The 17,882-nt window shown below is 57.1% G+C and carries 15 protein-coding genes and 1 other annotated feature; of the genes, 12 read left to right on the forward strand and 3 right to left on the reverse strand.

Annotated features, from left to right (window positions below; translation table 11 throughout):
• Positions 1-183 precede the first annotated feature (183 nt).
• Genes dnaA through gyrB form a run of 4 tightly spaced genes read left to right on the forward strand, consistent with a single transcriptional unit; the run spans position 184 to position 6,196 of the window.
• On the forward strand, positions 184-1,578 hold the full coding sequence (gene dnaA / locus NI40_RS00005; protein WP_010426558.1) for a chromosomal replication initiator protein DnaA: 1,395 nt from the start codon (positions 184-186) through the stop codon (positions 1,576-1,578).
• Between the two features lie 4 nt (positions 1,579-1,582).
• Positions 1,583-2,683 (forward strand): DNA polymerase III subunit beta, encoded by a 1,101-nt coding sequence (gene dnaN, locus NI40_RS00010; RefSeq protein WP_014830028.1) that lies wholly within the window; start codon positions 1,583-1,585, stop codon positions 2,681-2,683.
• On the forward strand, positions 2,683-3,756 hold the full coding sequence (gene recF / locus NI40_RS00015; RefSeq protein ID WP_023309805.1) for a DNA replication/repair protein RecF: 1,074 nt from the start codon (positions 2,683-2,685) through the stop codon (positions 3,754-3,756). Before dnaN ends, recF begins: the two co-directional genes overlap by 1 nt.
• 28 nt (positions 3,757-3,784) lie before the next feature.
• Positions 3,785-6,196, forward strand: coding sequence for a DNA topoisomerase (ATP-hydrolyzing) subunit B (gene gyrB / locus NI40_RS00020; RefSeq protein ID WP_023333933.1), 2,412 nt, complete (start codon positions 3,785-3,787; stop codon positions 6,194-6,196).
• Positions 6,197-6,230: 34 nt separating this feature from the next.
• On the opposite strand, the gene NI40_RS00025 is transcribed toward gyrB, so the two are convergent.
• Positions 6,231-7,166, reverse strand: coding sequence for a LysR family transcriptional regulator (locus NI40_RS00025; protein WP_039260360.1), 936 nt, complete (start codon positions 7,164-7,166; stop codon positions 6,231-6,233).
• Positions 7,167-7,276: 110 nt separating this feature from the next.
• Here NI40_RS00025 and NI40_RS00030 point away from each other — a divergent pair, with 110 nt between their 5' ends.
• From NI40_RS00030 to NI40_RS00040, 3 genes are all read left to right on the forward strand, one after another.
• The gene (locus tag NI40_RS00030) at positions 7,277-8,302 is read left to right on the forward strand and encodes a zinc-dependent alcohol dehydrogenase family protein (protein ID WP_039260361.1); all 1,026 of its coding nucleotides are present in this window, start codon (positions 7,277-7,279) and stop codon (positions 8,300-8,302) included.
• 115 nt (positions 8,303-8,417) lie between these two features.
• Positions 8,418-9,230 (forward strand): sugar-phosphatase, encoded by an 813-nt coding sequence (gene yidA, locus NI40_RS00035; RefSeq protein WP_039260362.1) that lies wholly within the window; start codon positions 8,418-8,420, stop codon positions 9,228-9,230.
• Between the two features lie 50 nt (positions 9,231-9,280).
• The gene (locus NI40_RS00040; protein ID WP_039260363.1) at positions 9,281-10,510 is read left to right on the forward strand and encodes a DUF3748 domain-containing protein; all 1,230 of its coding nucleotides are present in this window, start codon (positions 9,281-9,283) and stop codon (positions 10,508-10,510) included.
• Here the strand turns inward: NI40_RS00040 and NI40_RS00045 are convergent.
• Entirely contained in the window at positions 10,507-10,839 is a 333-nt protein-coding gene (locus tag NI40_RS00045; protein WP_039260364.1) for a YceK/YidQ family lipoprotein, read from the reverse strand. The genes NI40_RS00040 and NI40_RS00045 overlap by 4 nt on opposite strands.
• Positions 10,840-11,087: 248 nt before the next feature.
• Positions 11,088-11,159 (forward strand) — a sequence feature (ROSE (Repression Of Heat Shock gene Expression) occurs in the 5'-region of heat shock genes and acts as an RNA thermometer to modulate expression.).
• Here NI40_RS00045 and ibpA point away from each other — a divergent pair.
• The 3 genes from ibpA (at position 11,153) to NI40_RS00060 (ending at position 13,955) form a co-directional block, all read left to right on the forward strand.
• Positions 11,153-11,563, forward strand: a complete 411-nt coding sequence (gene ibpA / locus NI40_RS00050) for a small heat shock chaperone IbpA (RefSeq protein ID WP_008500162.1) — start codon at positions 11,153-11,155, stop codon at positions 11,561-11,563. It overlaps the preceding feature by 7 nt.
• A 136-nt stretch (positions 11,564-11,699) precedes the next feature.
• Positions 11,700-12,128, forward strand: coding sequence for a small heat shock chaperone IbpB (gene ibpB, locus NI40_RS00055; RefSeq protein WP_032662053.1), 429 nt, complete (start codon positions 11,700-11,702; stop codon positions 12,126-12,128).
• A 165-nt stretch (positions 12,129-12,293) separates the two neighbouring features.
• Positions 12,294-13,955 (forward strand): putative transporter, encoded by a 1,662-nt coding sequence (locus tag NI40_RS00060; RefSeq protein ID WP_039260365.1) that lies wholly within the window; start codon positions 12,294-12,296, stop codon positions 13,953-13,955.
• Here NI40_RS00060 and NI40_RS00065 read toward each other — a convergent pair.
• A complete protein-coding gene (locus tag NI40_RS00065; protein WP_033144348.1) occupies positions 13,923-14,669 on the reverse strand; it encodes a GntR family transcriptional regulator in 747 nt (248 codons plus the stop codon). The two genes, NI40_RS00060 and NI40_RS00065, sit on opposite strands and share 33 nt — an antisense overlap.
• Positions 14,670-14,890: 221 nt before the next feature.
• Between NI40_RS00065 and NI40_RS00070 the strand changes: the two genes are divergently transcribed.
• A complete protein-coding gene (locus NI40_RS00070) occupies positions 14,891-16,513 on the forward strand; it encodes an alpha-glucoside-specific PTS transporter subunit IIBC (RefSeq protein WP_039260366.1) in 1,623 nt (540 codons plus the stop codon).
• Entirely contained in the window at positions 16,510-17,832 is a 1,323-nt protein-coding gene (locus tag NI40_RS00075) for a 6-phospho-alpha-glucosidase (RefSeq protein WP_033144346.1), read from the forward strand. The genes NI40_RS00070 and NI40_RS00075 overlap by 4 nt, the downstream gene beginning before the upstream one ends.
• The last annotated feature ends 50 nt before the right edge of the window (positions 17,833-17,882 follow it).

The raw sequence follows: 17,882 nt of genomic DNA on the forward strand, positions 1-17,882 counted from the left end.
AGAAACAGAAGATCTCTGGCTCAGTTTAGGCTATGATCCGCGGTCCCGATCGGGATCCAGCGATCCTGGCCGGGTATAACCGCAGATAGCGGTTCGCACATCACCCTCATTGGGTCATGTCGATGTGCGCCAACAATCATGAATATTCAATAGTTTTCTTTTATTGTTCGAGTGGAGTCCGCCGTGTCACTTTCGCTTTGGCAGCAGTGTCTTGCCCGATTGCAGGATGAGTTACCAGCCACAGAATTCAGTATGTGGATCCGCCCATTGCAGGCGGAACTGAGCGATAACACGCTGGCTTTGTATGCGCCAAACCGTTTTGTGCTCGATTGGGTAAGGGACAAGTACCTTAATAACATCAATGGACTGCTGAACGATTTCTGCGGGTCAGATGCCCCGCAGCTGCGCTTTGAAGTGGGCACAAAGCCGGTGACCCAAACCGTCCGTGAAACCGTGAACGTAGCAGCGCCCGCTCAGGCCGCGCCTGCTCCGGCCCCTCGCGTCGCACCCGCTCGTCAGGGCTGGGATAATGTCCCCGCACCGGCTGAGCCAACCTACCGCTCTAACGTTAACGTGAAACACACGTTCGATAACTTCGTTGAAGGTAAGTCGAACCAGCTGGCGCGCGCGGCGGCTCGTCAGGTTGCTGATAATCCCGGTGGGGCCTACAACCCGCTGTTCCTTTACGGCGGCACGGGTCTGGGTAAAACGCACCTGCTGCATGCAGTGGGTAACGGCATTATGGCGCGCAAGCCCAATGCCAAAGTGGTGTATATGCACTCCGAGCGCTTCGTTCAGGACATGGTAAAAGCCCTGCAAAACAATGCGATCGAAGAGTTTAAACGCTACTATCGTTCCGTTGACGCGCTGCTCATCGATGACATCCAGTTCTTTGCGAATAAAGAACGATCGCAGGAAGAGTTTTTCCACACCTTCAATGCCCTGCTGGAAGGCAATCAGCAGATCATTTTGACCTCGGATCGTTATCCAAAAGAGATCAACGGCGTTGAAGATCGTCTGAAATCCCGCTTCGGCTGGGGCCTGACCGTGGCGATCGAGCCACCGGAGCTGGAAACCCGCGTCGCGATCCTGATGAAGAAAGCCGATGAAAACGACATTCGCCTGCCGGGCGAAGTGGCGTTCTTTATTGCCAAGCGTCTGCGCTCCAACGTGCGTGAGCTGGAAGGGGCGCTGAACCGCGTTATCGCCAATGCCAACTTTACCGGTCGTGCGATCACCATCGATTTTGTGCGTGAAGCGCTGCGCGATTTGCTGGCATTGCAGGAAAAACTGGTCACTATCGATAATATTCAAAAGACGGTGGCTGAGTACTACAAGATCAAAGTGGCAGATTTACTGTCTAAACGTCGTTCCCGCTCGGTGGCGCGTCCGCGTCAGATGGCGATGGCGCTGGCAAAGGAGTTAACCAACCACAGTCTGCCGGAAATCGGGGATGCGTTTGGTGGCCGTGACCATACGACCGTGCTGCACGCTTGTCGTAAGATTGAGCAGTTACGCGAAGAAAGCCACGACATAAAAGAAGATTTTTCCAATTTAATTAGAACATTATCATCGTGACGCTATGAAATTTACCGTTGAACGTGAACATTTATTAAAACCGCTGCAACAGGTGAGTGGCCCATTAGGTGGCCGCCCAACGCTGCCTATTCTCGGAAACCTGCTGCTTCAGGTCGCGGACGGTACGCTGTCGCTGACCGGTACAGATCTGGAAATGGAAATGATCGCGCGCGTTACGCTGACGCAGCCGCACGACGCGGGCGCGACCACGGTTCCGGCACGTAAATTCTTTGATATCTGCCGCGGGCTGCCGGAAGGCGCTGAAATCGCCGTGCAGCTGGAAGGCGACCGTATGCTGGTGCGCTCTGGCCGCAGCCGTTTCTCGCTCTCCACGTTGCCTGCTGCGGACTTCCCGAACCTGGACGACTGGCAGAGCGAAGTTGAATTCACCCTGCCGCAGGCGACGATGAAGCGTCTGATTGAAGCCACGCAGTTCTCCATGGCGCATCAGGACGTCCGTTACTACTTAAACGGCATGCTGTTCGAAACTGAAGGTGAAGAGCTGCGTACCGTAGCCACCGACGGCCACCGTCTGGCGGTCTGTTCTATGCCGATTGGCGACGCGCTGCCAAACCATTCGGTGATCGTGCCGCGTAAAGGGGTGATTGAGCTGATGCGTATGCTCGACGGCGGCGACACGCCGCTGCGCGTGCAGATCGGCAGCAACAACATCCGCGCACACGTGGGCGATTTTGTCTTCACGTCTAAGCTGGTTGACGGTCGTTTCCCGGATTATCGCCGCGTATTGCCGAAGAACCCGGACAAAACGCTGGAAGCGGGCTGCGATAGCCTCAAGCAGGCCTTTGCCCGTGCGGCCATTCTCTCCAACGAGAAATTCCGCGGCGTGCGCCTGTACGTGAGTGAAAACCAGATCAAAATCACCGCTAACAACCCGGAGCAGGAAGAGGCAGAAGAGATTCTGGACGTCACCTACGCCGGCGCTGAGATGGAAATCGGCTTTAACGTCAGCTACGTGCTGGATGTGCTGAATGCGCTGAAATGCGAAAACGTGCGCATTCTGCTGACCGACTCCGTTTCAAGCGTACAGATTGAAGATGCCGCATCACAGTCGGCTGCCTATGTTGTTATGCCAATGAGACTGTAATGTCGCTCACCCGTCTGTTGATCCGCGACTTTCGCAATATCGAAAGCGCGGATCTCGCTTTATCCCCTGGCTTTAACTTCCTGGTTGGCGCAAACGGCAGCGGCAAAACCAGCGTGCTTGAGGCCATCTATACGCTCGGCCACGGTCGGGCGTTTCGCAGTTTGCAGATTGGTCGCGTCATTCGCCACGAGCAGGAATCCTTTGTCCTGCACGGGCGTTTGCAGGGGGCGGAGCGGGAAACCGCGATCGGCCTGACCAAAGACAAGCAGGGCGACAGCAAGGTGCGCATCGACGGCACCGACGGCCATAAAGTGGCGGAGCTGGCGCTGCTGATGCCAATGCAGCTGATTACGCCGGAGGGGTTTACTTTACTCAACGGCGGCCCCAAATACAGAAGAGCATTCCTCGACTGGGGATGCTTTCACAACGAAGCCGGTTTCTTTAACGCCTGGAGCAACCTGAAGCGTCTGCTCAAGCAGCGTAACGCTGCCCTGCGCCAGGTTACCCGTTACGCCCAGCTGCGTCCGTGGGACATGGAGTTAATCCCTCTCGCGGAACAAATCAGCAACTGGCGTGCCGAATACAGCGCAGGTATCGCCGAAGACATGGCCGACACCTGCAAACAGTTTTTACCCGAGTTCTCTCTCACCTTCTCTTTCCAGCGCGGCTGGGAGAAAGAGACAGATTATGCTGAGGTGTTAGAGAGAAGCTTCGAGCGCGACCGCATGTTGACCTATACCGCGCACGGCCCGCACAAGGCGGATTTCCGCATTCGTGCCGACGGTGCACCGGTGGAAGACACGCTGTCGCGCGGGCAGCTCAAGCTCCTGATGTGTGCGCTGCGCCTGGCACAGGGAGAGTTTCTCACACGCGAGAGCGGAAGACGCTGCCTGTACCTGATAGATGATTTTGCCTCGGAACTTGACGACGCGCGGCGCGGGCTGCTTGCCAGCCGCTTAAAAGCCACTCAGTCGCAGGTTTTCGTCAGCGCCATTAGCGCTGAACACGTTATAGACATGTCGGACGAAAATTCGAAGATGTTTACCGTGGAAAAGGGTAAAATAACGGATTAACCCAAGTTGAAATGAGCGAGAAACGTTGATGTCGAATTCTTATGACTCCTCCAGTATCAAAGTCCTGAAAGGGCTGGATGCGGTGCGTAAGCGCCCGGGTATGTATATCGGCGACACGGATGACGGCACCGGTCTGCACCACATGGTATTCGAGGTGGTAGATAACGCTATCGACGAAGCGCTCGCGGGTCACTGTAAAGACATCGTGGTCACCATCCATGCGGACAACTCCGTCTCAGTCACCGATGATGGTCGTGGCATCCCAACCGGTATTCACCCGGAAGAGGGCGTCTCTGCCGCGGAAGTGATCATGACCGTGCTGCACGCAGGCGGTAAGTTTGACGATAACTCCTATAAAGTTTCCGGCGGCCTGCACGGCGTAGGCGTCTCCGTGGTTAACGCCCTGTCGCAGAAGCTGGAGCTGGTTATCCAGCGAGAAGGCAAAATTCACCGTCAGCTCTATACGCACGGCGTGCCGCAGGCACCGCTGGCCGTTACCGGCGATACCGACAAAACCGGTACCATGGTGCGTTTCTGGCCGAGCCATGAAACCTTCACCAACGTCACCGAATTCGAGTACGACATCCTGGCGAAACGCCTGCGTGAACTGTCGTTCCTGAACTCCGGCGTCTCTATCCGCCTGCGCGACAAGCGTGACGGCAAAGAAGACCACTTCCACTACGAAGGCGGTATCAAGGCGTTCGTTGAGTATCTGAACAAGAACAAAACGCCTATTCACCCGAATATCTTCTATTTCTCCACCGAAAAAGACGGTATCGGCGTGGAAGTGGCGCTGCAGTGGAACGATGGTTTTCAGGAAAACATCTACTGCTTCACCAACAACATTCCACAGCGTGACGGCGGTACGCACCTTGCAGGCTTCCGTGCGGCGATGACCCGTACCCTGAACGCCTACATGGACAAAGAAGGCTACAGCAAGAAAGCGAAAGTCAGCGCCACCGGTGATGACGCCCGTGAAGGCCTGATTGCCGTTGTCTCCGTGAAGGTGCCGGATCCGAAGTTCTCCTCACAGACCAAAGACAAGCTGGTCTCTTCCGAGGTGAAATCGGCGGTTGAACAGCAGATGAACGAACTGCTGAGCGAATACCTGCTGGAAAACCCGTCCGACGCGAAAATCGTGGTGGGCAAAATTATCGATGCGGCGCGTGCCCGCGAAGCGGCGCGTAAAGCCCGTGAAATGACCCGTCGTAAAGGCGCGCTGGACTTAGCAGGCCTGCCGGGCAAACTGGCTGACTGCCAGGAACGTGACCCGGCGCTGTCCGAACTGTACCTCGTGGAAGGGGACTCCGCGGGCGGTTCTGCGAAGCAGGGCCGTAACCGTAAGAACCAGGCTATCCTGCCGCTGAAGGGTAAAATCCTCAACGTTGAGAAAGCCCGTTTCGACAAGATGCTCTCTTCTCAGGAAGTGGCGACGCTCATTACCGCGCTGGGCTGCGGCATCGGCCGTGATGAGTACAACCCGGACAAACTGCGCTACCACAGCATCATCATCATGACCGATGCGGACGTCGACGGCTCGCACATTCGTACGCTGCTGTTGACCTTCTTCTATCGTCAGATGCCTGAAATCGTTGAGCGTGGTCACGTCTACATTGCACAGCCGCCGCTGTACAAGGTGAAGAAAGGCAAGCAGGAACAGTACATTAAAGACGACGAAGCGATGGATCAGTACCAAATCGCGATTGCCCTTGATGGCGCGACCCTGCACGCGAACTCGCACGCCCCTGCACTGGCCGGTGAGCCGCTGGAGCGTCTGGTGTCCGAGTTCAACGCGACTCAGAAAATGATCACGCGTATGGAACGTCGCTATCCGAAAACGCTACTGAAGGAGCTGGTTTATCAGCCAACCCTGACCGAAGCCGATCTGAGCGACGAGCAGACCGTGACCCGCTGGGTGAATGCCTTGGTGACCGATCTCAACGAGAAAGAGCAGCACGGCAGCATGTGGAAATGCGATATCCAGCAGAACGCCGATAAGCAGTTCGAGCCTATTATTCGCGTGCGTACCCACGGCGTTGATACCGACTACCCGCTGGAACACGAGTTTGTGACCGGTCCGGAATACCGCCGTATCTGCACGCTCGGCGAGACGCTGCGCGGCCTGATCGAAGACGATGCGTTCATCGAACGTGGCGAACGTCGTCAGCCGGTAGCCAGCTTCGAGCAGGCGCTGGACTGGCTGGTGAAAGAGTCTCGTCGTGGTCTTGCGATCCAGCGCTATAAAGGTCTGGGCGAAATGAACCCGGACCAGCTGTGGGAAACCACCATGGATCCGGAAAGCCGCCGCATGCTGCGCGTGACCGTTAAGGACGCGATTGCCGCGGACCAGCTGTTCACGACCCTGATGGGCGATGCGGTTGAACCACGTCGTGCCTTCATCGAAGAGAACGCCCTGAAAGCGGCAAATATCGATATTTAATCGTCGTTATACCGCACGATAACTGGCCGCGCTTTTAGCGCGGCTTTTTTATGGACGCTGGAAGGTCCAGTGACATCGCTGCCGGTAAACGGCTCGCCAGCGTATCTATCGCTATTCTTACCCTCAGCGGCAGATGCGGCGTCTGCTGCCACACGGCATGAACGTTGAAATGCACATCCGGTGCCTGCTTCAGGAGCGGCACGAGTTTACCCTGGTGAATATCTTTGACGACCATCCAACAGGGCAGCCATGCAATGCCGTGTCCGGCCAGCGCAGCGTCGCAGATCGCCTGCAAATCATCCATATTGAGCGACGATCGGGGCGTAAAGGTGTGCGACGTTCCTTCGTTATCCATCAGCTGCCAGGACAACACTCTGCCTGCGCTCAAATAGTTGATGGCCGTATGCTGGGATAAATCATTAACGCTTTGTGGCTGGCCTTTCTTCAGCAGATACTCCGGCGCGGCGCACAGCACCATGCGGTGTTCTCCCAGCTTTCTGGCGACCAGCACGCTGCTGTCCTGAAGCGTGCCGTTACGCACCGCCATATCAAACCCTTCCTCGACGAGATCCACCACGCGGTCGCTGAATGACATTTCCAGCTCAAGCCCGGGGTGTTCCTGCGCCAGCGCTATCAGCAAGGGGGCGACGCACTGGCGACCAAACAGCACCGGCATGGCAACGCGCAGGCGGCCACTGACCTGCTGTTTCCCCGTTTCAAGCAGCGATTCCGCACCCCGAATCTCCTCCAGCGCGCGCAGACAGCGTTCATAAAAAAGGGCGCCGTTATCGGTCAGACTCTGGCTGCGGGTGGTGCGCTGAAAAAGACGCACCCCAAGCCGCTGTTCGAGGCGAGCGATGCTTTTTCCGACCGCCGAACGTGACAAATGCAGGCGAATCGCGGCCTGCGCGAAACTTCCCGCCTCAACGGCGGCCACGAAAACAGGAATATCCTTCAGCGTATCGGTCATGGATTGTATCTATTCTGGCGTCAATAAAGAGAAAACTTATCGCCACTGGCGACCATTAGTCAACGGTAGACTGTCAGGACTAAAGCTCATCTGATGGCAGGAGAAATAAAATGACAGAGACAATGCAACGCTGGTCCATGGATGCCCTCGGGCGCGAGAACCTCCAGCTGACTCAGGCGCCCGTTCCACAGCCTGGCCCGGGTGAAGTGCGCGTAAGGGTAAATGCCGTTGCGCTTAACTATCGCGATAAAATGGTTGTTGAAGGCACAATGCCGATCCCGCTTTCCTTCCCGTTTACCCCGGCGTCTGACATGGCGGGCGTGGTGGACAGCATTGGTGAAGGCGTTACGCGCTTCCAGCCCGGCGCGCGCGTCATCTCAACCTTCTTCCCGGAGTGGATCGACGGTAAGCCGCAGGCGGACGCGCGCAATCTGCCCTATAAAACGTCCGGTGGATACTTCCAGGGCATGCTGTCCGAGTATGTGATTGTGAAGGAAGACGCGCTGGTGGCCTCCCCGGAGACCCTGGATGACGCCGAGGCCAGCACCTTACCTTGCGCAGGGCTTACCGCCTGGTTTGCGCTGGTGGAACGCGGCCAGCTGCGCGCCGGGCAATCGGTGCTGGTGCAGGGCACGGGCGGCGTGGCGTTATTCGCCCTTCAGATTGCAAAAGCGCACGGCGCGGAGGTGTTTGTCACCTCGGGGAGCGATGAGAAACTGGCGCTGGCCAAAACGCTGGGGGCCAGCCACGGCATCAACCGGCTGAAAGGCGACTGGGCTGAAAATACGCTGGCGCTCACGCAGGATCGCGGTATCGACCATATTATTGAAACCGTCGGTGGAGAGAATCTGAAGCATTCCCTGCGCGCCGTTGCCGTTCACGGACGTATCTCCGTCATTGGCGTGCTGGCCGGGACGGAGATTACCCTCTCTGCTGGCGAACTGCTGCTGAAATCCCCCGTCATTCAGGGGATTGGCGTGGGGCACCGCCGGGCGCTGGAAGATTTTGTCCGCGCTGTTGACGTCACGGGGCTGAAGCCGGTGATTGAGCATCGCTACCGTTTTAACGAGCTTGAACAGGCGTTTGAACATCTGGATCGCGGCGCGTTCGGTAAAATTGTGCTCACCCGCGAGTAAGCTTTTGTTCCTCGGGATAAGCGTAAAAGGGGTGTTCCTGTTGCGCAATATAGCTCTATTTTTGTGTGCTTAATCGCGTTAGCATGAGGCAGCACTCATTTATTCCGGGGAACTCATGGCTATCAAACTCATTGCAATCGACATGGACGGCACGCTGCTGCTGCCAGATCACACCATCTCTCCAGCCGTTAAAAACGCGATCGCCGCGGCGCGCGCTAAGGGCGTGAATGTGGTCCTGACCACGGGGCGTCCGTATGCGGGTGTACACAGCTACCTGAAAGAGCTGCACATGAATCAGCCGGGCGACTACTGCATCACCTATAACGGCGCGCTGGTGCAGAAAGCCGCAGATGGCAGTACGGTTGCGCAAACCGCGCTGAGCTACGATGACTATCTGTTCCTGGAAAAACTGTCCCGTGAAGTGGGTTCCCACTTCCACGCGCTCGATCGCAATACGCTCTATACCGCCAACCGCGATATCAGCTACTACACGGTACATGAATCCTACGTTGCGACCATTCCGCTGGTGTTCTGTGAAGCGGAGAAAATGGACCCGGCGACGCAGTTCCTGAAAGTGATGATGATCGACGAGCCGGAGATCCTGGATAAAGCGATTGCGCGCATTCCGGCGGAGGTAAAAGAGAAGTACACCGTGCTGAAAAGTGCGCCGTACTTCCTCGAAATCCTCGATAAACGCGTCAATAAAGGCACCGGTGTCAAATCGCTGGCCGATGCGTTGGGCATTAAACAGGAAGAGATCATGGCGCTGGGCGACCAGGAAAATGACATCGCGATGATCCAATTCGCCGGTATGGGCGTGGCGATGGATAACGCGATCCCATCGGTGAAAGAGGTGGCTAACTTCGTGACCAAATCCAACCTCGAAGACGGCGTGGCTTATGCCATCGAGAAGTTTGTGCTGAACTAAAAACCCGCTTGCGATACCCTGATGCGATAACTGCGCATCAGGGTATCCTCATGAAACAAATCACCTTCGCTTCCCGCAACCACCAGCTGACCAACATCAATACCTGGACGCCGGACAGCCAGTGGCTGGTCTACGACGTGCGCCCGTCCGGTGCGTCGTTCACCGGCGAAACCATCGAGCGGGTCAATGTCGCGACGGGTGAGGTAGAGGTGGTTTATCGCGCGACTGACGGCGCGCATGTCGGCGTGGTGACCGTTCATCCTGCAGAAGATAAATATGTCTTTATCCACGGCCCGAAAAAGCCGGATGCCGACTGGCGCTACGATTTTCATCATCGCCAGGGAGTGATTGCGCAAAACGGTCAGGTGAGCAACCTGGACGCGATGGATATCACCGCGCCTTACACCGCAGGCGCGCTGCGCGGCGGCAGCCACGTCCATGTCTTCAGCCCGAACGGGCAGCTCGTCAGCTTTACCTATAACGACCATGTCCTGCACGAGCGCGATCCTAAACTCGATTTACGCAACGTCGGCGTGGCTGCGCCTTACGGCCCGGTGAACCCGCAGGGGAACCATCCCCGTGAATATTCGGGAACCTTCTGGAGCGTGCTGGTTAGCCGCACGACGCCCAACCCACGGCCGGGCAGCGATGAAATCAACCGCGCTTACGAAGAGGGCTGGGTGGGCAACGACAGGCTGGCGTTTATCGGCGATACCCTCTCCGCGCAGGGCGAAAAAGTACCCGAACTGTTTATCGTCGACCTGCCGAAAGACGAGCAGGGCTGGAAGCGTGCGGGCGATGCGCCGCTACAGGGCACGACGGAGACCCTGCCAGCTCCGCCTGCCGGGGTGATGCAGCGTCGTCTGACCTTTACGCATCAGAGGGCATATCCAGGCCTGGTGAACGTGCCGCGCCACTGGGTACGCAGCAACCCGCAGGGGACGCAGATCGCGTTTCTGATGCGGGATGATAACGGCATTGTGCAGCTGTGGCTGATCTCTCCTGAGGGCGGCGAGCCGCGCCAGTTGACGCGTACCGGGAGCGATATTCAGTCAGCATTTAACTGGCATCCTGCGGGCGACAGTCTGGGGTTTGTGCTCGAAAATCGGATCGCCTGCTGCGACGTCCAGACCGGAGAGGTGACGTTTTTGACGTCCGATCATGGCAACCCGCCGTCTGCTGATGCGGTTGTGTTTTCCCCTGACGGGCGCGTTATTGCGTGGATGGAGGAGACAGCCGGTTTCCGTCAGCTTTGGGTAACGGAAACCGCGCAGTACTAGCGTGGAGGCATGTCAGCGGGCGGAATGACGGCGTTTGTCGCCAGATTTTCCTGCTCGCTTTTTTCTACCCGCGAGCGTACGGAGTTGTCCTTACGAAACATATCCCACGGCAGCAGAAGCGTATCCGCCACGGCCGTAAACGGCATATCCAGGATAACCAGGGATTTGGTGCCCCAGTTTGTATCGTCATCGGAGAGCATCGCCGCGCTGGCGCGCGTCCCCGGATATGTTCCTTCTTTACCGCCGGTGTGAGACATCACGCTCGAACACCCGCAAAGTAAAACTACCCCGCTGAACGTCGTCAGCTTTATCAGAACATTTTTCATCATCACTCAGTCATCGTTAATGGCACTGCATAGACCTGCAACTCTGGGTTATAGCGAGCCTTATCCAAAATGGATAGCCCGATAACCCCGCACTGTGGCAGCCATCGCAATTTAACCCTTTGTGCTGTTGTCCCAGTCTAAGCGAGATGCAGGAAAGTGCAAAAAAAAGTGCAGCTGTCGTTCTTGAAAAGCCCGATTGCAGACCCATTTTAAGAATGTGGCCCGATAACGAACTCGCCTGATGGGTGTTCGGGGGCGCAAAGGCCTGTCCATGGTGGAAGGCTACAATTTCTCGCTGATTTCAGGAGTTTTATTTATGCGTAACTTCGATCTTTCTCCGCTATACCGTTCTGCAATTGGTTTTGACCGCCTGTTTAACCATTTAGAAAATAACCAAAGCCAGAGCAACGGCTACCCTCCATACAATGTTGAGCTGGTTGACGAAAACCACTACCGCATCGCCATTGCCGTCGCCGGTTTTGCAGAAAATGAACTGGAGATCACCGCGCAGGACAACCTGCTGGTGGTGAAAGGTTCCCATACGGCCGAGCAGAAAGAACGTACCTATCTTTATCAGGGCATCGCCGAGCGCAACTTTGAACGCAAGTTCCAGTTAGCCGAGAACATTCACGTTAAAGGCGCGAACCTGGTCAACGGCCTGCTGTTTATCGAACTGGAACGTGTGATTCCGGAAGAGAAAAAACCGCGCCGTATCGAAATTAACTAATTACGCGGGTCGCGTGAGCGGCCCACCCGGACTTGCTTGCCGTAACGGGAGCATATGCGAATCCTTCAGGATTTGCAGGAACAACCGTGCACAAAATTACACTGTGCCGAACTCGCTTCTCAGAAGGAGATTTAGTATGCGTAACTACGATTTATCCCCCCTGCTGCGTCAGTGGATTGGTTTTGACAAACTGGCGAACGCCCTGCAAAGCACCACCGAGCAACAGACGTTTCCGCCGTACAACATCGAAAAAAGCGACGATAACCACTATCGCATCACCCTTGCGCTGGCCGGTTTCCGCCAGGACGATCTGGACATCCAGCTTGAAGGCACGCGCCTGACCGTGAAAGGTACGCCGGAAAAACAAGAGACCGAGACCAAATGGCTGCATCAGGGGCTGGTTAATCAGCCGTTCAGCCTGAGCTTTACCCTGGCAGACCATATGGAAGTGTCCGGCGCAACGTTTACCAACGGTCTGCTGCATATCGACCTGATCCGCAACGTGCCGGAAGCCATCGCGCCGCAGCGTATCGCCATTAGCGAGCGGCCTGCGTTGAATAGCTAATAGTGTGCGGGCTGATGCCCTCACCCCGGCCCTCTCCTGTAGGGAGAGGGTGAAAAGATAAAGCCCTGCCCCGGCAGGGCTTTTTTGTGCGCCATCACCCATACAACCGCCTCCGGCTCTGAGAGAATCCTTAGCATAACTAAGGTTATGATAAGGAAGTGGGTCATGAGTGATATCGCGTTAACCGTCAGCGTGTTGGCCCTGGTCGCTGTTGTTGGCCTGTGGATAGGTAATATCAAAATCCGTGGCGTCGGGTTTGGGATAGGCGGGGTACTGTTTGGCGGCATTTTTGTCGGGCACTTCGCCGACAAGCTCGGGCTGGTCCTCAGCGCCGAAATGCTCCACTTTACCCAGGAGTTCGGCCTGATCCTCTTCGTTTATACCATCGGTATTCAGGTGGGACCGGGCTTTTTCGCCTCACTTCGGGTCTCCGGATTACGGCTCAACCTGTTTGCCCTCGGCATAGTGGTGATGGGCGGGCTGGTCACCGCAATTCTGCATAAAATCTTCGATATCCCGCTCCCCGTGGTGCTGGGCATTTTCTCCGGGGCGGTTACCAACACGCCTGCGCTCGGTGCCGGGCAGCAAATCCTTCGCGATTTGGGCATCGAACCCGGCATCGTCGACCAGATGGGGATGAGCTACGCCATGGCCTATCCGTTTGGGATTTGCGGCATTCTGCTTTCCATGTGGCTGGTACGCGTCCTGTTTCGCATTAACGTCGACAAAGAGGCGAAGGACCACGAAACCACGCTCACCAACGGCCATATGCCGATCAAAACCATCAACATTCGGGTCGATAACCCCAACCTGAACAATATGGCGATTCAGGACGTGCCGATCCTCAACAGCGCCAATATCATCTGCTCCCGCCTCAAGCGTGACGATATGCTGATGGTGCCCGCGCCCGGCACCGTCATTCGGCAGGGCGATCTGCTGCACCTGGTCGGCCAGCCCGGAGATTTAAACAACGCGCGGCTGGTGATTGGCCAGGAAGTGGATACCTCGCTCTCAACCCGCGGCACCGATATGCGCGTGGAACGCGTTGTGGTGACTAACGAACACGTTCTTGGCAAGAAAATACGCGATCTGCAGGTAAAAGAGCGCTATGACGTGGTGATCTCTCGCCTTAACCGTGCGGGGGTTGAACTGGTCGCCAGCCCGGAGGCTAGCCTGCAGTTCGGGGATATCCTCAACCTGGTCGGGCGCCCGTCGTCCATCGACGCCGTGGCGGATATGGTGGGTAACGCCCAGCAAAAACTGCAGCAGGTGCAGATGCTGCCGGTGTTTATCGGTATCGGACTCGGCGTGCTGCTCGGTTCTATTCCTGTGTACGTGCCGGGCTTCCCGGTGGCGCTCAAGCTGGGCCTGGCGGGCGGGCCGCTGATTATGGCGCTGATCCTCGGGCGTATCGGCTGTATCGGGAAGCTCTACTGGTTTATGCCGCCGAGCGCCAACCTGGCGCTGCGCGAGCTGGGCATCGTGCTGTTCCTGGCGGTGGTCGGCCTGAAATCCGGCGGTGATTTTGTCGATACCCTGGTCAAGGGCGAAGGGATGAGCTGGGTTGGATACGGCATCTTTATCACGGCGATCCCGCTGCTGACGGTGGGAATACTGGCGCGGATGTTCGCCAAAATGAACTACCTGACGCTGTGCGGGATGCTGGCGGGCTCCATGACCGATCCGCCCGCGCTGGCTTTTGCCAACAACCTGCACGCCACCAGCGGTGCGGCCGCGCTCTCCTATGCCACCGTCTATCCGCTGGTGATGTTCCTGCGCATCATCACCCCGCAGCTACTGGCGGTGCTGTTCTGGGGGATGAGCTAGCAGGTCATCCGGATGGATGCGCCGCAGATGGTAGTCCACCTGGTAATCACTGGTATTTCGGAACATCACGGAATAATTGAGGAACTCGCCGCTGTCGCTGTAGGAGAGAGAGGTAATTCGCAGCAGCGGCGTCTGTTCCGGCAGGTTCATATAACCGGCCAGCGTTTTATCTGCCAGCACCGGCGTCAGGCTCTCGTAGTTGCCGCTGATGGTGATCCCGCACTCCTTCTCGATGTAATCAAACTTAGACCCCTCAAGATGCGCCAGCGACAGATTGCGGAACAGCTTCACCGGCATAAAGCTGTCCTCCAGCATCAGCGGCTTTCCGTCCACGTAGCGCACCCGTCGGGAAAAGTAGATCCGTTCATCCACCTGAATCCGCAGCTGGCTGGCGATGGCCGGAGGGGCGGGCATCACTTCAAACTGTAAGACCTTACTCTGCACCTCTTTTCCCTGCTGACGCAGCACCTCCACCAGCCCGGTCAGGTTGGTGGTTTCGTGGTGAACGTCTTTGCGTGAGACAAAGGTTCCGCTGCCGTGCCGACGCTCAACCAGCCCCCAGCTCACCAGCAGATCCAGCGCCTTGCGGATGGTCATTCGCGCCACGCCGAACTCCTGCGCCAGCGCTTTTTCGCCGGGCAGCGGGCTGCCGACGTTGTAGTCCGACGAATTCAGCCGCAGCCGCAATCTGTCAGCAATAGATTTGTAGATCACCAGTAGACCTCTCTGCCGTTATCAGGGCGTGGATTGCGTTCTGACATGTCCATATTTACCGCAAAAAGTAGACCTGATTGGTCAAAATAAAACCATGAATGCGATCACGAATCGCAGCGGCACGCCATGTTCGCGCATCAGTAACTTCTTATGCTCACCTCAGGCCAGCAAAAAACCATAAAGGCCTCTACCCCTACAGGTTGTTTCATGAGGATTTAAAAATGCTCAGTCAAATACAACGTTTTGGCGGTGCCATGTTTACCCCGGTGTTGCTGTTTCCGTTCGCCGGGATCGTGGTGGGAATCGCCATCATGCTTTGCAACCCGCTGTTTGTCGGCGAAGCCTTAACGGCCCCCGATCATCTTTTCGCGCAGATCGTTCACATCATTGAAGAGGGCGGCTGGGCGGTGTTTCGCAATATGCCGCTGATTTTTGCCGTTGGCTTACCGATTGGCCTGGCGAAGCAGGCGCAGGGCCGCGCCTGTCTTGCGGTGCTGATTAGCTTCCTGACCTGGAACTACTTTATTAACGCGATGGGGATGACCTGGGGCCACTTCTTCGGCGTCGACTTCTCCGCCGAACCGACGGCCGGAAGCGGGCTGGCGATGATTGCCGGTATCAAAACGCTCGATACCAGCATCATCGGTGCCATTGTGATCTCAGGCATCGTCACCGCCATCCACAACCGCTATTTCGACAAGCCGCTGCCGGTGTTTCTGGGGATTTTCCAGGGCAGCTCGTTTGTCGTTATCCTCGCGTTCTTCGTCATGATCCCCTGCGCCTGGCTGACGCTGCTGGGCTGGCCGAAAGTGCAGATGGGCATTGAGTCCCTGCAGGCGTTCCTGCGGTCCGCCGGTGCGCTGGGCGTGTGGGTGTATACCTTCCTGGAACGCATTCTGATCCCAACCGGATTGCACCACTTCGTCTACGGTCCGTTCATCTTCGGCCCGGCGGCGGTGGAAGGCGGGATTCAGGTCTACTGGGCACAGCACCTGCAGGAATTCAGCCAGAGCACCCTGCCGCTGAAAACCCTCTTCCCGGAAGGCGGATTCGCGCTGCACGGCAACTCAAAAGTGTTTGGCTCGGTCGGGATTGCGCTGGCGATCTGGTATACCGCGTCGCCGGAAAACCGCGTCAAGGTGGCGGGGCTGCTGGTCCCGGCCACGCTCACCGCCGTGCTGGTGGGCATCACTGAACCGCTTGAGTTCACCTTCCTGTTTATCTCGCCGCTGCTGTTTGCCGTGCACGCCGTGCTGGCGGCCACCATGGCAACGGTGATGTACGCCTTTGGCGTCGTGGGGAACATGGGCGGCGGCCTGCTGGACCAGTTCCTGCCGCAAAACTGGATCCCAATGTTCCACAACCACGCCTCGACGGTATTCACCCAGATCGGCATTGGCGTCTGCTTCACCGGGGTTTACTTCGTGGTCTTCAAAACGCTGATCGAACGTCTGAACCTGAAAACGCCGGGCCGGGAAGAGAGCGAAATCAAACTTTACAGCAAGGCCGACTATAAGGCGGCGCGCGGGCAAACCACCGCCCCGGCGGCGGCCAGCCAGCAGGTAGGGCAGGCCGCCGGATTCCTGCAGGCGCTCGGCGGCGCGGCCAACATCGAAAGCATCAACAACTGCGCCACCCGCTTGCGCATTGCGCTGGTGGATATGGCGAAAACCCAAAGCGATGACGTCTTCAAAGCCCTCGGCGCCCACGGCGTGGTGCGACGCGGCAACGGCATTCAGGTGATTGTCGGCCTGCACGTTCCTCAGGTGCGCGACCAGCTGGAATCGCTGATGAAAACCCCTTTAACGAATGAACAAACCACCCTGACAGAGGCTATATCATGAAAAAATTCTCAGTTGTTATTGCAGGCGGCGGCAGTACCTTTACGCCTGGTATCGTCCTGATGCTGTTAGCCAACCGCGACCGTTTCCCGCTGCGCGCGCTGAAGTTCTATGACAACGACGGCGCACGTCAGGAAACCATCGCCGAAGCGTGCAAAATCATCCTCAGGGAGCAGGCGCCGGAGATTGAATTCAGCTACACCACCGACCCTAAAGCGGCGTTTACCGATGTGGATTTTGTGATGGCGCATATCCGCGTGGGCAAATACCCGATGCGTGAAAAAGATGAAAAAATTCCGCTGCGCCATGGCGTGCTGGGCCAGGAAACCTGCGGACCGGGCGGCATCTCCTACGGCATGCGCTCTATCGGCGGCGTGCTGGAGCTGGTTGATTATATGCAGCAGTACTCCCCGAACGCGTGGATGCTGAACTATTCCAACCCGGCGGCGATTGTCGCGGAAGCCACGCGTCGCCTGCGTCCGAACGCCAAAATCCTCAACATCTGCGATATGCCGATCGGCATTGAAGGGCGCATGGCGCAGATTGTCGGCCTGAAAAACCGCAAAGAGATGCGCGTGCGCTACTACGGTCTGAACCACTTCGGCTGGTGGACGTCGATTGAAGATCTCAACGGCAACGATCTGATGCCGAAACTGCGCGAATACGTGGCGAAAAACGGCTATGTTCCGCCTTCGGAAGATGCGCATACCGAAGCGAGCTGGAACGATACCTTTGCCAAAGCCAGAGACGTACAGGCGCTGGATCCTGATACCATGCCGAACACCTACCTGAAGTATTATCTGTTCCCGGACTACGTGGTCGCGCACTCCAACCCGGAACGCACCCGCGCCAATGAGGTCATGGATCACCGTGAGAAGCACGTATTCAGCGCCTGCCGGGCGATTATTGAAGCCGGTCACTCTGCCGCCGGTGAGCTGGAAATCGACGAACATGCGTCGTACATCGTCGATCTGGCGACGGCGATTGCCTTCAACACTCAGGAGAGGATGCTGCTGATTGTGCCAAACAACGGGGCCATCCATAACTTTGATGCCGACGCGATGGTGGAGATCCCGTGCCTGGTAGGCCATAACGGCCCAGAGCCGCTTACGGTGGGCGATATTCCACACTTCCAGAAAGGGCTGATGAGCCAGCAGGTGGCGGTGGAAAAACTGGTGGTGGATGCCTGGGAGCAGCGCTCGTACCAGAAACTCTGGCAGGCGATCACACTGTCGAAAACCGTGCCGAGCGCGTCCGTCGCGAAAGCGATTCTGGATGACCTGATCGAGGCCAATAAGGACTTCTGGCCAGCGCTGCACTAATCGTCCTGACCGGCATCGCCCGATGCCGGTCTCCTTGTCCTTGTCGATTT

Source organism: Enterobacter sp. E20 (assembly GCF_000801755.2).
Classification (GTDB): Bacteria; Pseudomonadota; Gammaproteobacteria; order Enterobacterales; family Enterobacteriaceae; genus Enterobacter; species Enterobacter asburiae_B.

Bases quoted from the DNA above. Each gene is read 5' to 3' on its own strand.
- NI40_RS00040 (WP_039260363.1), top strand. From the start codon at position 9,281: ATGAAACAAATCACCTTCGCTTCCCGCAACCACCAGCTGACCAACATC.
- gyrB (WP_023333933.1), top strand. From the start codon at position 3,785: ATGTCGAATTCTTATGACTCCTCCAGTATCAAAGTCCTGAAAGGGCTG.
- NI40_RS00070 (WP_039260366.1), top strand. From the start codon at position 14,891: ATGCTCAGTCAAATACAACGTTTTGGCGGTGCCATGTTTACCCCGGTG.
- NI40_RS00060 (WP_039260365.1), top strand. From the start codon at position 12,294: ATGAGTGATATCGCGTTAACCGTCAGCGTGTTGGCCCTGGTCGCTGTT.
- NI40_RS00045 (WP_039260364.1), bottom strand. From the start codon at position 10,839: ATGATGAAAAATGTTCTGATAAAGCTGACGACGTTCAGCGGGGTAGTT.
- ibpA (WP_008500162.1), top strand. From the start codon at position 11,153: ATGCGTAACTTCGATCTTTCTCCGCTATACCGTTCTGCAATTGGTTTT.
- NI40_RS00025 (WP_039260360.1), bottom strand. From the start codon at position 7,166: ATGACCGATACGCTGAAGGATATTCCTGTTTTCGTGGCCGCCGTTGAG.
- dnaN (WP_014830028.1), top strand. From the start codon at position 1,583: ATGAAATTTACCGTTGAACGTGAACATTTATTAAAACCGCTGCAACAG.
- ibpB (WP_032662053.1), top strand. From the start codon at position 11,700: ATGCGTAACTACGATTTATCCCCCCTGCTGCGTCAGTGGATTGGTTTT.
- NI40_RS00030 (WP_039260361.1), top strand. From the start codon at position 7,277: ATGACAGAGACAATGCAACGCTGGTCCATGGATGCCCTCGGGCGCGAG.
- NI40_RS00075 (WP_033144346.1), top strand. From the start codon at position 16,510: ATGAAAAAATTCTCAGTTGTTATTGCAGGCGGCGGCAGTACCTTTACG.
- yidA (WP_039260362.1), top strand. From the start codon at position 8,418: ATGGCTATCAAACTCATTGCAATCGACATGGACGGCACGCTGCTGCTG.
- recF (WP_023309805.1), top strand. From the start codon at position 2,683: ATGTCGCTCACCCGTCTGTTGATCCGCGACTTTCGCAATATCGAAAGC.